The organism is Nonomuraea sp. B1E8 (assembly GCF_039871515.1).
GTDB lineage: Bacteria > Actinomycetota > Actinomycetes > Streptosporangiales > Streptosporangiaceae > Nonomuraea.
Map to the genome: position 1 here is coordinate 62975 of NZ_JBDPLS010000024.1, position 13527 is coordinate 76501.

Sequence of the window (13527 nt, forward strand, 5' to 3'; positions counted from 1 at the left end):
CCCTCCCACAAGGGGTATATGGCCGAACGTCCGCGCGGCCTGCGCCGGGCGCCCGCATGGAGCGTGCGCGGCTCCGGACGGGCACTCCGATCAAGGGCAGGCGGACCTGACGTCGGCCGGTCTGAACAGCGGGAATACCGTAGGAGTAGGTGCCGAATGGGCTAAGGGGGACGACGCATGAAGCGACGTTCTGTGAAGACCGCGATCGCCGCTGGGGCATTCCTGGCCGCGATCACCACGGGTTCGGGGGCCACCGCGGCGGCCATGGGATCTCCACCGACGCCGCCCCCGAGTCCTTCTCCCACGAGCCCGCAGCCAACATGCCCGGGCATGGGGCAGATGCATCCCATCACCAGTGAGTACGACTACCTGTCGCAGATGGTGCCGCACCACGAGGACGCCATCACCGCGGCCCGGCAGCTGCAGCGGTCCGACAGGCCCGAGATGCGGCAGCTCGGGCAGTCCATCGTCACGACGCAGACCGCCGAGGTCGGCAGGATGAAGGGCTGGCTGGAGCAGTGGTACGGGCAGAGCCCGGCGCCGAGCCCGAGCGGGACCACGATGCCCGACTTGTCGGGGCTGTCGGGAGATCAGCTCGACAAGACGTTCCTGCAGCACATGATCCCGCACCACATGATGGCGATCATGATGTCGCAGCAGCTCCTCATGCACGGTGAGGCGCAGCACGCCGAGGTCTCCGACTTCGCCCGCAAGGTGCGCGACGACCAGTGGGCGGAGGTCCGCACAATGCGGCAGTACCTGGTCCAGTGGTTCGGACAGCAGAGCATGCCCTGCATCCCGCACATGCCCGGCATGCCCGGCATGCCCGGCATGCCCGGCATGCCCGGCATGACGCCAGGGCCATATTCGGGAACACCTGGCCGGCCGACACCCACGGAGCCCTCACCGACGGGCACCTGATGCAACGGCCACCCTGCACCCGCAGGAAGCAGGTCGAAGGAGACACCTGTCATGCGTGGAGTAGTTCTGCACGGCCCAGGCGACGTACGCGTCGAGGACCGCGCCGACCCGCGGATCGTCCAGCCCACCGACGCGATCATCCGCGTCACCGCGGCGTGCGTCTGCGGCTCGGACCTGTGGCCCTACCGCGGCATCGACCAGGGCGACGGCCCGGCACCGATGGGGCACGAGTACGTGGGCGTCGTCGAGCGGACCGGCGACCAGGTTGAAACGATCAAGGTCGGGGACTTCGTCGTCGGCTCGTTCTTCGCCTCCGACAACACCTGCGAGATCTGCCGGGCGGGCTACCAGTCCCGGTGCGTGCACGCCGAGCTGATCGGCGCGATCGGAACGCAGGCCGAGTACGCCCGGATCCCGCTGGCCGACGGAACCCTCGTCGCCACTCCGGGCCAGCCGGACGCCGGCCTCGTCCCCAGCCTGCTGACCGCCTCCGACGTGCTCGGCACCGGCTGGTTCGCCGCCGTCGCCGCGGAAGCAGGGCCCGCCAGGACGGTCGCCGTCGTGGGCGACGGAGCGGTCGGGCTGCTCGGCGTCCTGGCCGCCAGGCAGCTCGGCGCCGAACGCATCGCCGTCTTCAGCCGCCACGCCGACCGGCAGAAGCTCGCCGTCGAGTTCGGCGCCACCGACGTCATCACCGAACGCGGCGACCAGGGTGTCGCCAGGCTCAAGGAGCTCACCGGAGGTCTGGGCGCGCACTCGGTCATCGAGGCCGTCGGCACGCAGGAGTCGATGATGCAGGCCATCCGCTCCACCAGGCCCGGCGGCCACGTCGGCTACGTCGGTGTCAGCCACGACGTCGCGCTGCCGGGCGAGGAACTGTTCTTCTCCGCCGTGCACCTGCACGGGGGCCCGGCTCCTGTCCGGCGCTTCCTGCCCGAGCTCATCGACCTGATCTGGGACCGGAAGATCGATCCCGGCAGGGTCTTCGACCTCGACCTCCCGCTGGAGGAAGCCGCCGAGGGCTACCGGGCGATGGACGAACGCCGCGCCGTCAAGACCCTGCTCCGCCCCTGACCGGCCGCCGAAGGGACAGCCAGGGGACTGGTCAGCTTCTCGGCCGTGAACTGTCAACGCCCGGGGTTCCACGCCAGATCACGCTGAAGCGGTGGCCGGGCGGGTCAGGACTCCAGGAAGTGCAGCACGGCCAGCACCCGGCGGCTGTAGCCGGTGGTGTGCGACAGGCCGAGCTTGTCGAACAGCGAGTTGACGTGCTTCTCCACCGCGCTCTGCGACACGTGCAGCGCCTGTGCGATCGAGGCGTTGGTCAGCCCCTGCGCCATCCGCTCCAGCACCTCGCGCTCGCGCGCGGTGAGCCGGGCCAGGGGATCGACCTGGGTGGTGCGGGCCAGCAGCTGGCGCACCACCTCGGGGTCGAACGCCGCTCCCCCGGCCCCCACCCGCTCCAGCGCGTCCAGGAAGTCGCCGACCTGCGCCACCCGGTCCTTCAGCAGGTAGCCGACCCCTTCGACGTCCGCGCTCATGAGCTCGGCGGCGTACCTTTTCTCGACGTACTGCGACAACACCAGCACCTTCACCGCCGGCCAGCGCGTCCTGATCTCCAGGGCGGCCCGCAGCCCCTCGTCGGTGTGGGTCGGCGGCATGCGCACGTCCACCACCGCGATGTCCGGCTCGTACGCCGCCACCGCCGCCACCAGCGACTCGGCGTCGGCCACCGCCGCGGCGACCTCGTGGCCCTCCTCCACCAGCAGCCGGGCCAGGCCCTCGCGCAGCAGCGTGGAGTCCTCGGCCAGGATCACCCGCACGGCAGCACCGCTGTGATCGACGTCGGCCCGCCCGGCGGGCTGGTCAGCTCGAACGTGCCGTCCAGCGCCGCCACCCGCCTGGCCAGCCCGGACAGGCCGCCGCCCGTCGGGCTGGCGCCGCCGCGGCCGTCGTCGCGCACCCGCACGACCACCTGGGAGTCCTCCTCGTGCACCTCGACCGTGATGAGCGTGGCGGCGGCGTGCTTGGCGGCGTTGGTCACCGCCTCGCTGACCACGAAGTAGGCCGCGGTCTCCACCGCCATCGGCGGCCGTCGCCGCAGCTCGCAGGCTACCTTGACGGGAACGTCGGACCGCTCGGCCACGCCGGCCAGCGCCTCGCCCAGGCCGAGGGAGTCCAGGCCGCTCGGATAGGCCCGCCAGGCCACCTCGCGCAGCTCCGCGAGCGCCTCCTGCGCCTCCTGGTGCGCCTGCTCCAGCAGCTCCGCGCGGCCCCGCTTCGAGCGCCCGATCAGCATCGACAGCGCCACCAGCCGCTGCTGCAGCCCGTCGTGCAGGTCACGCTCGATCCTGCGCCGCTCGGAGTCGACCGCGGCCACGATGCCGGCCCGGCTCTCGGCCAGCTCGGCGATCCTGCGCTCCAGCGCTTCGGTACGGTGGGGGCCCAGCATCCGCACGATCAGCATGCGCTCCAGCGCGTGCACCCCCACGATGCCCGACAGGTCGAGGAACAGCAGCACGCTGCCGGCCACGGCGGTGTAGACCAGCAGGGGCACCGACGGCAGCATGCCGTCGAACGGCTTGCCCTGCCCCCACAGCACGACGATGAACAGCGCGGCGCCCGTGCCGTAGACGAGCAGCGCGATCACCATCCCGCCCAGCAGCCCGAGGGGGACGCGCGCGGCGAGGTAGCGCGACACGCGCAAGTCGCTCTCCGTGAGCGCGGTCAGGCCGGCGGCGTCCAGGCGCAGGCGCCGCGCTTCGAACCGGGCCAGGCGCCGGGAGGCGGCGACGACGTTCGGGTTGGCCAGGAACGGCAGCGCCACCAGCAGGAACACCAGCTCGCACAGCGCGGTCAGGGCGCCGAGCGTCACGGCGCCGAGCAACCGCAGGCCCTCAGCGGCCAGACGCATGCCTGCCCTTACGCCGCTCGGCCAGCCGGACCCCGATGAACACCACGATCGCCAGCAGGACCAGGCCGACCACCACGTAGGTGCCGGCCCCGACGTACGTCTCGACGACCGACCACTGCTCGCCCAGGAAATAGCCGGCCATCACGAAGATCGTGTTCCAGATGAGGCTGCCGGCCGTGGTCAGCGCCGTGAACGTCGGCAGGGGCATGCGCTCCACGCCCGCGGGGATGGAGATCAGGCTGCGGAAGACGGGGATCATCCGGCCGAAGAAGACGGTCTTGCGTCCGTGGCGCCCGAACCAGGCCTCGGTCTTCTCGATGTCGGACGTCTTCACCAGGGGCAGCTTGGCGGCCAGCGCCAGGGTGCGGTCGCGGCCCAGCGCCGCGCCCACCCCGTAGAGTGCCAGGGCCCCCAGCACCGAGCCGAGCGTCGTGAACACCAGCACCTCGATCAGCCCCAGCTCCCCCCTGCTGGCGGTGAAGCCCGACAGCGGCAAGATCACCTCGCTCGGCAGGGGCGGGAAGAGGTTCTCCAGCGCGATCGCGAGGCCCGCCCCGGGTGCCCCGAGGCTCTCCATCAGTCCAACCAACCAGTCAGTCATGGCACCAACGCTAGGCAAGATCGGACATGACGGTAATGCGGCAGGTGGCCGTCCAGGACTGTGGTAAACCACAGCCCCGACGTACCGTACACTGTACGGCCGTGAGCTCCTTGACGGATCTGGTACGACACGCGGCAGTCTTCCAACCCGGCGATCCCCCCAGGTCGGGGGTGGTCGCCTTTCTCGATCCGGACGGTGAGTCCACCATGACGGTGGCCGAGCAGAACGGTGGCGAGGTGTGCACCCGGCAGGTCGCGGCGACCGTCGTGCCGGTGCACGAAGCGGTGGCCACGCTGGCCCGGGCCCGCACCGGCCCCGACGTCCACCCTGCCACACGATTCTGGGGCGCGGTGGCCCTCGTGGCGCTCCAACTCGTCACGCGGGGCCGCGTGCTGCCCGGGGTGACGGCGGGCGAGCACGACTCCTGGCAGGCGGGGCCGCTGGACGCCGCCGACGTCCGGCGCGTACGCGACCTGGCCGATGCCATGCCCGCCACTGCCCGCGCCGTGCCCCTGGGAAACCCGCGGGACGCCGGGATCAGGCTGCCCGACGCCGAGCCGCTCGTACGCGCCTTCCTGGACGCGGTCGCCGACACCATGCCGCGCTCCCCCGGCGCCGTCAGGGCCACCGGCACCGCCGCCTACGCCGCCATGAAGCCGGTCAAGGTGCCGCACCTGCGCGGATGGGCCGAGGAGGTGTCAGCCGGGCTCGACGCCGGCGTGCGCCTGTCGCTGCGACTGGAAACCGGCGACCTGCCCGGCGACCCTGCCGGTGACCTCGCCGGTGAGCCGGCCGGTGAGTTCCGCGCCGTCGTCCAGGTGCACAGCCTGGCCGACCCCTCGCTCGTCGTCGACGCCGCCGCCCTGTGGCAGGACGGCGGGCACAGCGGCGGGCACAGTGGCGGGCACGGGCTCGGCGCCCGTGCCAGGATCGAGACCACCCTGGCCGTCCGCCGCGCCGCCCGCGCCTGGCCCTGCCTCGAACGGCTGCTCGACAGCGCCGTCCCCGACGAGCTCACCCTTTCCGACGGCGACGTCAACGACCTCCTCGCCGCCGCCGCGGATCGTCTGGCCGCCATCGGCGTCGAGGTGCACTGGCCCAAGTCCCTCGTACGCGGCCTGAGCGCCCGCGCCGTCATCGGCGAGCGCGACAGCGCGCCCTCCGACATGCCCTCGTTCCTCGGCGGCCACCAGCTGACCAGCTTCGACTGGCAACTCGCCCTCGGCGGCGAACGCCTGACCTCCGCGGAGATGGACCTGCTCGCCGAGGCCCACCGCCCTGTCGTACGGCTGCGCGAGCAGTGGGTGCTCATCGACCCCGAACTGGCCCGCAAGGCCCGCCGGCGGGAGCTCAAGCCCTTGACCGGGCTCGAAGCGCTCGGCGCCGCCCTGACCGGGACGGTCGAGGTCGACGGCGAGCAGATCGAGGCCGAGCCCACCGCCTGGCTGCGCGAGCTGCGCGAACGCCTCGCCGAGCCCGCCGACGCCGGCCCGCCGCTCGGGCTGGCCGCCACCCTGCGCGACTACCAGCTGGCCGGGCTGCGCTGGCTGGCCAGGATGACCTCCCTCGGGCTCGGCGGATGCCTGGCCGACGACATGGGCCTCGGCAAGACGATCACCGTGATCGCCCTCCACCTGCACCGCACAGGCACCGGCCCCACGCTCGTGGTGTGCCCGGCCTCGCTGCTGGGCAACTGGGAGCGGGAGATCACCAGGTTCGCGCCAGGCGTGCCCGTGCGCCGCTACCACGGCCCCGCCCGCACGCTCGCCGAGGAGGGGTTCGTGCTGACCACGTACGGCACCATGCGCCTCGACGCGGACCGCCTGGCCGACCACCCGTGGGGCCTGCTCGTGGCCGACGAGGCCCAGCACGTCAAGAACCCCGCGTCCGGGACCGCCAAGGCCCTGCGCGAGATCCCCGCCGCCGCCCGCGTCGCGCTGACCGGCACGCCCGTGGAGAACAACCTGTCGGAGCTGTGGGCCATCCTCGACTGGACCACGCCCGGACTGCTCGGCCCGCTCAGCAGGTTCAGGGCGCGATGGGCCAAACCCGTCGAGTCCGGCGACCGCCAGGCGGCCGAACGACTGGCGCGGCTGGTCGGCCCGTTCCTGCTGCGCCGCCGCAAGAGCGACCCCGGCATCGCGCCCGAGCTGCCGCCCAAGACCGAGACCGACCGTCCCGTCGCGCTCACCACGGAGCAGGCCGGCCTGTACGAAGCCGCCGTACGCGAGATCATGGCCCAGATCAGGGACGCCCAGGGCATGGCCAGGCGCGGCCTCATCGTCAAGCTGCTCACCGGGCTCAAGCAGATCTGCAACCACCCCGCCCATTACCTGCACGAGGCAGATCCGCGCCTGCCCGGCCGCTCCGGCAAGCTCGAACTGCTGGACGAGCTCATCGACACCATCACCGCCGAGGACGGCGCGGCGCTGGTCTTCACCCAGTACGTCGCCATGGCCCGCCTCCTGGAACGCCACCTCACCGCCCGGGGCGTGGGCACCCAGCTGCTGCACGGCGGCACCCCCGTCGCCCGCCGCGAGGAGATGGTCCGCCGCTTCCAGGACGGCCGGGCGCCGGTGTTCCTGCTGTCGCTCAAGGCGGCCGGCACCGGCCTCAACCTCACCCGCGCCGACCATGTCATCCACTACGACCGCTGGTGGAACCCCGCCGTCGAGGACCAGGCCACCGACCGCGCCTACCGCATCGGCCAGACCCGTCCCGTCCAGGTGCACCGCCTGATCGCCGAGGGCACGATCGAGGACCGCATCGCCGGCATGCTCGCCGCCAAACGTTCGCTCGCCGACGCGGTGCTCGCCTCCGGCGAGGCCGCCTTCACCGAACTGACCGACGCCGACCTCGCCGCCCTCGTGGAGCTGAGGTGACCGCCGCCCGCGGGTTCCCCGCCTTCGACCCCCAGCGTGCCGGCGCCCGCTTCGCCACCTCCTGGTGGGGGCGTGCCTGGGTCAAGGCCATGGAGGACACCTCCCTCGATCACGTCCTGCTGCGCAAGGGCCGCGCGTACGCCAAGACCGGGCAGCTCGGCCCCATCACCGTCAGCCCTGGCCGGATCGCCGCCGTCGCCGAGAACGACTACGACACCGTCGTACGCGTCGAGCAGCTCACCGGCGCCGCATGGGAACGTTTCCTCGGCCAGGTGGCCGCCAAGGCCGGGCACATCGCCGCGCTCCTCGACGGCGACATGCCGCACGACCTGGTCGAGGCCGCCCAGGACGCCGCCGTGCCGCTGCTGCCCGCCGTCGGCGACCTGGAGCCCGAATGTTCCTGCCCCGACTGGGGCCACCCGTGCAAGCACGCCGCCGCCCTGTGCTACCAGGCCTCGTGGCTGCTGGACGCCGACCCGTTCGTGCTGCTGCTCATGCGCGGGCGCGGCCGGGAGGAGCTGATCGAGGCGCTCCAGGAGCGCGACACCCCCGTCCGTGGGCCCGAGGGCGTGCCGGCCGCCGAGGCGTTCGCGCTGGGGACACCGCCGCTGCCCGGCCCGCCGCCGGACGACGTCGCCTTCACCCCGCCCCCGCTTGAGCCCGGCCCCGGCATCGACGTCGGCATCGATGTCGCCGCGCTGGGGGTGCTGGCCGCCTCCGCCGCCTCCCGGGCGCGCGAGCTGCTGCTGCGCGGGCGGCTGCCCCGCCTCACCGAACACCAGGACCGCGTACGGCTGGCCGCCGAGCACGGCCTCGGGCTCGACCGCGGGCTGGAGGCCGCCGTCCAGGCCTGGAGGTACGGCGGCGCCGACGGCCTCGACGTGCTCGAAACCCCCTGGACGCCGCCCCGCCAGGACCTGGCCAGGGCACGGGCCCGGCTGGAGGCCGGCTGGGAGGGCACGGTCGCGCCGCCCGTCGAGGCGTGGCGCAACCGCTGGACGCTCGGCTCGCTGCAGCTACGTTACGGGCGCGACGGGCGGTGGTATCCCTTCACCGAACGCGACGGCGGCTGGTGGCCGGCCGGCCCGCCCGAACACGACCCGTCGGCCGCGGCCGGCCACGATCAGCGGTGTCAGGACCGATGACGTTCAGGCCAGGTTGAGCTGCCACGAGACGCCGTAACGGTCGTTGACCCAGCCGAACTTCGTGCTGAACCCGTACGAGCCGAGCGGCATCAGCTCACCCCCGCCCTCGGCCAGCGCCGCGTACAGGCGGTCGAGCTCCTCCTCGGTGTCGCACTCGACGAACAGCGACATCGAGGGCGTGAAGTCGAAGCCGTGCGGCGTGGGGCTGTCCAGGCACATGTACTCCTGGCCGGCCAGCGTGAACGTGGCGCGCTTGATCGTGCCCTCCGCGCCGGGCTCGCCCGGGCCGAAGCGCTCCAGGTGGGTGACCTTGGCGTCGTCGAACAGCGACAGGTAGAACCTCATCGCCTCCTCGGCCTCGCCCTTCTGGAACATGAGGAACGTGTGGATCTTCTGGGTCATGCGGGACTCCTCCTCGGGAGCGTAGAAGGCGGTGGTGGCGGCCACGGCGGCGGCGGCCTGGTCGGCCGGGGCGCCCGCGGCCTGGAACGCCTCACCCCACGCCTGGCTGGTCGCGATGATGAAGCTGCGGCCCTCGGCGGTCAGGTGGAAGGTCTGCTCGTCCACCTGCACGCCGCCCGACAGGTGCAGGCCCAGGCCCAGCAGAGCCAGGTCCCAGCCCACGCCGGTCGCGCCGGGCCCGTACTGCGACCACATCTCGGCCGGCACCTCGGCGGTGTGCTCGAGCTCGAACAGGGTGCCGCCGTCCTCGGCCGACAGGCGCACCTCGACCTCGGAGAAGCCGGGATCGGGGCCGAACAGCCAGGTGACTCTGAGCAGGCGCGGCGGCTCGCAGCGCAGGATCTCGCCGCCCGCGTTGCCCTTGAGCTGGTACGTGCCCCCCACCCGGAGGTCTCCGGTGACCGGCAGGAACCAGCGGCTCAGCCGCTCGGCGTCGGTGCAGGCCTCCCAGACGTCCTCCACGTCCGCGTCGTAGTGGCGCCGCAGCGCGACGGTCTTGCGCTCGCCGTTGACCACCTCGCGGTGGGCTCGGTTGAGCTCGTCGATAAAGGTCATCAAGCGTCCTTCTTGTCGTCTTTGGCGCGGCGTTCGCGCTTGCCCCGTGCCAGCTCGGTGGCCAGCGCGTCGAGCCGCTGGTTCCAGAAACCGCGAAATCGTTCCAGCCAGAGGTCGACCTCCCGCAGCGGCCCCGCCTCGACGGCGTAGAGCCGCCGGGTGCCCTGGGCGCGCACGCTGGCGAACCCGTTGTCGCGCAGCACCCGCAGGTGCTGGGAGACGGCCGGCTGGGAGATGCCGAACTCCTGCTGGATGACCGCGGTCACCTCGCCGGAGCTGCGCTCGCCCTCGGCGAGCAGCTCCAGGATCCGGCGTCGCACCGGATCTCCGAGGACGTCGAATGCGTGCACGCCGCCCACTATTTCAGGTCGTGCTTATATAAGTCAACATGGGGATAGTCAGTCGTCCAGCCCGCGCGCGCTGAGCGCCTCCCCCAGCGCGTCGGCGTGCCGCAGCGAGCTCACCACCAGCGGCACGGCGAAGGCGCGCAGGCTGCGCTCGACCCCTCTGGCCCGCTGCGCCTCCCGGACACGCACGGCCAGCGCCGCGATGACGGGCACACTGCGTACGGTCAGCGACAGCAGCAACGACAGCCGGAACGGGTCGAGCCCGACCAGCCGCGCCGGCCCCAGACACCGCTCCAGCGCCGCCATCATGGCCGAGGTGCGGGTGGTCAGCGTGACCAGCCCCGCCAGCGCGACGGCCAGCAGCACCCGCAGCGTCGTGACCGCCGCCCCCTCCAGACCGACGAACACCCACTGCAGCCCGAACAGCGCCACCACGAAATAACGCACCGGCCGCACCTGCGCCCACGCCGCCGCCGGCCCCACCCGCGACACCGCGTAGAGCCCGGCCACGACGGCCGCCGCGCCGCCCAGCGCCGCCGGCGAGGACAGCAGCACCAGCACCGTGCAGGCCACGGCCAGCCCGGCCAGCTTCGCCCCGGCCGGCAGGCGGTGCAGCGGCGAGGAACCCGGCACGTAGGCGCCGGTCAGGCCGTTCACCGGATACCTACAGATTGGAGGCCCCGTCCTTCAGGGCGGGGAGGAAAGCCGGAACGGCCGGACACTGTGGTCTCCCGGTTTTGTCGGTGGCGGTCGGTAGATTGATCGGCATGTCCCGCTACCGGCTCCAGCCCTCGCCTGCCCAGGAGGCAGCACTGCTGGAGCATTGCGGGCACGCCCGGTACGTGTGGAATCTCGCGGTTGAGCAGCACGCGCACTGGAAGCCGGGACGCAAGAGCGCGCCAGGGTTCGCCGAGCAGTGCCGCCAGTTGACGGAGGCGCGGGCAGAGTTCGGGTGGCTGCGCACCGGATCGATCATCGTCCAGCAGCAGGCTCTGAAGGACTTCGCGCAAGCCATGGCGAACTACTTCGGCGGAACCCATAGGCGTCCGACGTGGCGCAGGCGCGGGTGCGGCGAAGGGTTCCGGATCGTCGCGGTCAAAGCGGGTGAGGTGCGCCGCTTGTCCCGCCACGTGGGCGAGGTGAAGGTCCCGAAGGTGGGATGGATCCGCTTCCGCTGGTCCCGCGCCGTCCCTGACGGAGTGAGGTCCTACAGGGTCACCCGCGACCGCGCGGGCCGCTGGCATGTGGCATTCGCCGCCATCCCCGACCCCATCCCTGCGCCGGGTACGGGCGAGGTCGTCGGCGTGGACCGGGGTGTGGCCGTGTCGGCGGCCCTGTCCACTGGGGAGATGCTGAACGCTCCCGGGCTGCGCGACATGGAGAAGGCGCGGCTGCTGCGGCTGCTGCGCAAGCTTGCCAGGGCCGAGCGCGGATCGAACCGGCGCGCCCAGGTCAAGGCCGCCATCGCCCGCGTTAAGGTGCGGGAGAGCGACCGGCGCAAGGACTGGGTGGAGAAGACCAGCACCGATTTGGCATGCCGGTTCGACGTGATCGCCGTCGAAGACCTGAAGATCCGCAACATGACCCGGTCGGTGCGCGGCACTGTCGAAGCGCCCGGGCGGAAGGTTCGGGCCAAGGCTGGGCTGAACCGGTCGATCATGGCCGCCGCATGGGGCCATCTCGTCCGACGACTGGAACACAAGGCACACGGGCGGGTGGTGAAGGTCAACCCCGCGTACACGAGCCAGCGGTGCTCGGCGTGCGGGATCGTGGACCGGGTAGCGCGCGAGAGCCAAGCGCGCTACCGGTGCCGATCCTGCGGATACGCCTGCAACGCTGACGTGAACGCGGCCAGGAACATCAAACACGCGGCAGGGCATGCCGTGTCTGCGCGGGAAGGGCCACGGGTTGCCGGGCCGGTGCACCGCGAACCTCAACGCGGCCTCCTCCTCGTGGGGTAGTTGCCGTTGGAATCCCCGTGCTTCAATGCGGGGAGGATGTCAAGCCATCAACTTCCTGTAGTGGCCGATGGCCTCCCGCGGGCTGCCGTCGGCCACGATCCGGCCCTGGTCGAGCACCAGCACCCGGTCGAAGTCCGCCAGCAGCGGCAGGTCGTGGCTGACCGCCACCACCTGCTGCGGCAACTCGCGCAGCACCTCGGCGACCTGACGGGAATGGCGCAGGTCCAGCAGCGTGGTCGGCTCGTCCATCACCAGGATGTCCGGCTGCAGCACCATCACCGAGCACAGGGCGAGCAACTGCTTCTGGCCGCCCGACAGGTGGTGCGCGGGATGGTCGGCGTGCCCGGCCAGCCCGTACGCGGCCAGCGCCTCGTGCACCCGCCGCGCCACCTCCTCCCGCTCCAGGCCCTTGCGGCGCAGGGAGAAGGCGACGTCCTCGGCCACCGTCGGCATCACGATCTGCGCGTCGGGATCGGTGAACAGGAACCCGACCCCGCGCCGGATCCTCGCCGCCTGCCGTCGGGTGTCGAGGCCGAGCACGGTGACGCTGCCCGAGGTGGGCACGGCCAGGCCGTTGATCAGCCTGGCCAGCGTGCTCTTGCCCGAGCCGTTGGCGCCGACCACGCCGACGCGCCGCTCGGGAAGGCGGGCGGTGACGCCGCGCAGCACGTCACGTCCGCCCAGCCGGACGTGCACGTCCGCGAACTCGATCACCTCACACCACCTCGAACAGCGCGGCCACGCCCAGGCCGCCGCCCACCGCGGCCGTCGCCAGGCCGAGCGTGCCCGGCGGGGCGCCGGCACGGACGAGCCTGGTGAACAGCCTGGCCACCACGACCGCCCCGGAGGCGCCCCACGGATGACCCAGCGCCAGCGCGCCCCCGTCGGGGCACACGCGCTCCCCGTCGGCGCCGAGCGGGTCGAGCCCGAGCGCGTCGGTGACGGCCAGCACCTGCGCCGCGAACGCCTCCACGATCTCCACCGCCGCCACCCGTTCCATCTCGACCCCCGCACGCGCGAGCACCCGCCGCACGGCGGGCACCGGCCCCCACCCCGGCAGCCCGGGGTCGCATCCGACGACGGACCCGGCCACCAGCCGCATCCCCGGAAGGCCCGCGCGCAGGTGGTCGGGCACGATGGCCACGGCCGCCGCGCCGTCGCTGACCGGGGACGCGTTGCCGGGCGTCACTGTACCCCCGGCCACGAACGCCGCGGGCAGCCGGGCCAGCGACGACGCCCGCAGCGGCCGCGGCCGCTGATCGTCGGCCCGCCCGCCGACCGGCACGATCTCCTCCTCGAACCGCCCCGCCGCGCGGGCGGCCAGCGCCGCCGCGTGGCTACGGCAGGCGTAGGCGTCCTGGCGCTCCCTGCCGACGCCGCACGAGGCCGCCAGCGCCTCCGCGGCCGGACCCATGTCCGGGTCGGGGTGCCCGGCGGGGGTGAAAGGCGCCCTGGCGTACGGCTCCGCCTCCCCCCGGCGGGTGCGCAGCGGCGCGGTCGACGCGCTCTCGACGCCTCCCGCGATCACCAGGTCCACGTCGCCGGCGCGCACCGCCTGCGCGGCGAGCAGGATCGCGGCCAGGCCGCTGCCGCACTGCCGGTCGACCGTGACCCCCGGCACCGCGTGCCCGAGGCCGGCGGCCAGCGCGGACACCCGCGCCACGTTCCCGCCGGGACCCATGCAGTTGCCCAGCACCACGTCCTCCACCACCCGCCCGGCCCCACCACCCGCCCCGCCA

General features: G+C 72.8%; 13 protein-coding genes. 5 read left to right on the top strand and 8 right to left on the bottom strand.

Annotated features, from left to right (window positions below):
- The first annotated feature begins 330 nt into the window (after positions 1-330).
- Both ABGA98_RS43920 and ABGA98_RS43925 read left to right on the top strand, forming a co-directional pair.
- On the top strand, positions 331-921 hold the full coding sequence (locus tag ABGA98_RS43920; RefSeq protein ID WP_347624426.1) for a DUF305 domain-containing protein: 591 nt from the start codon (positions 331-333) through the stop codon (positions 919-921).
- A 51-nt stretch (positions 922-972) separates the two neighbouring features.
- On the top strand, positions 973-1995 hold the full coding sequence (locus ABGA98_RS43925) for a zinc-dependent alcohol dehydrogenase family protein (RefSeq protein WP_347624427.1): 1023 nt from the start codon (positions 973-975) through the stop codon (positions 1993-1995).
- Positions 1996-2099: 104 nt separating this feature from the next.
- Here ABGA98_RS43925 and ABGA98_RS43930 read toward each other — a convergent pair whose 3' ends face one another.
- Genes ABGA98_RS43930 through ABGA98_RS43940 form a run of 3 tightly spaced genes read right to left on the bottom strand, consistent with a single transcriptional unit; the run spans position 2100 to position 4436 of the window.
- Positions 2100-2744: a response regulator transcription factor gene (locus ABGA98_RS43930; protein ID WP_347624428.1), complete on the bottom strand. Its 645-nt coding sequence runs from the start codon at positions 2742-2744 to the stop codon at positions 2100-2102.
- On the bottom strand, positions 2735-3835 hold the full coding sequence (locus tag ABGA98_RS43935; protein WP_347624429.1) for a histidine kinase: 1101 nt from the start codon (positions 3833-3835) through the stop codon (positions 2735-2737). Before ABGA98_RS43935 ends, ABGA98_RS43930 begins: the two co-directional genes overlap by 10 nt.
- Positions 3819-4436, bottom strand: a complete 618-nt coding sequence (locus ABGA98_RS43940; protein WP_347624430.1) for a DedA family protein — start codon at positions 4434-4436, stop codon at positions 3819-3821. Before ABGA98_RS43940 ends, ABGA98_RS43935 begins: the two co-directional genes overlap by 17 nt.
- A gap of 101 nt (positions 4437-4537) precedes the next feature.
- Between ABGA98_RS43940 and ABGA98_RS43945 the strand changes: the two genes are divergently transcribed.
- Both ABGA98_RS43945 and ABGA98_RS43950 read left to right on the top strand, forming a co-directional pair.
- Positions 4538-7318 (top strand): DEAD/DEAH box helicase, encoded by a 2781-nt coding sequence (locus ABGA98_RS43945; protein ID WP_347624431.1) that lies wholly within the window; start codon positions 4538-4540, stop codon positions 7316-7318.
- Positions 7315-8463 (top strand): SWIM zinc finger family protein, encoded by a 1149-nt coding sequence (locus ABGA98_RS43950; RefSeq protein ID WP_347624432.1) that lies wholly within the window; start codon positions 7315-7317, stop codon positions 8461-8463. Before ABGA98_RS43945 ends, ABGA98_RS43950 begins: the two co-directional genes overlap by 4 nt.
- 3 nt (positions 8464-8466) lie before the next feature.
- On the opposite strand, the gene ABGA98_RS43955 is transcribed toward ABGA98_RS43950, so the two are convergent.
- Genes ABGA98_RS43955 through ABGA98_RS43965 form a run of 3 tightly spaced genes read right to left on the bottom strand, consistent with a single transcriptional unit; the run spans position 8467 to position 10484 of the window.
- Positions 8467-9480, bottom strand: coding sequence for a VOC family protein (locus ABGA98_RS43955; RefSeq protein ID WP_347624433.1), 1014 nt, complete (start codon positions 9478-9480; stop codon positions 8467-8469).
- Entirely contained in the window at positions 9480-9830 is a 351-nt protein-coding gene (locus ABGA98_RS43960) for a metalloregulator ArsR/SmtB family transcription factor (protein WP_347624434.1), read from the bottom strand. The genes ABGA98_RS43955 and ABGA98_RS43960 overlap by 1 nt, the downstream gene beginning before the upstream one ends.
- A 48-nt stretch (positions 9831-9878) precedes the next feature.
- Complete coding sequence (locus ABGA98_RS43965) at positions 9879-10484, bottom strand: energy-coupling factor transporter transmembrane protein EcfT (protein ID WP_347624435.1); 606 nt, start codon at positions 10482-10484, stop codon at positions 9879-9881.
- A 110-nt stretch (positions 10485-10594) separates the two neighbouring features.
- On the opposite strand from ABGA98_RS43965, the gene ABGA98_RS43970 reads away from it, so the two are divergent.
- Positions 10595-11788, top strand: coding sequence for a transposase (locus ABGA98_RS43970; protein ID WP_347624436.1), 1194 nt, complete (start codon positions 10595-10597; stop codon positions 11786-11788).
- A gap of 39 nt (positions 11789-11827) precedes the next feature.
- Here the strand turns inward: ABGA98_RS43970 and ABGA98_RS43975 are convergent, their stop codons facing one another.
- A complete protein-coding gene (locus tag ABGA98_RS43975; protein WP_347624437.1) occupies positions 11828-12502 on the bottom strand; it encodes an ABC transporter ATP-binding protein in 675 nt (224 codons plus the stop codon).
- 1 nt (position 12503) lies between these two features.
- A partial coding sequence (locus tag ABGA98_RS43980; protein WP_347624438.1) for a thiolase family protein occupies positions 12504-13527 on the bottom strand: 1024 nt, incomplete at its 5' end.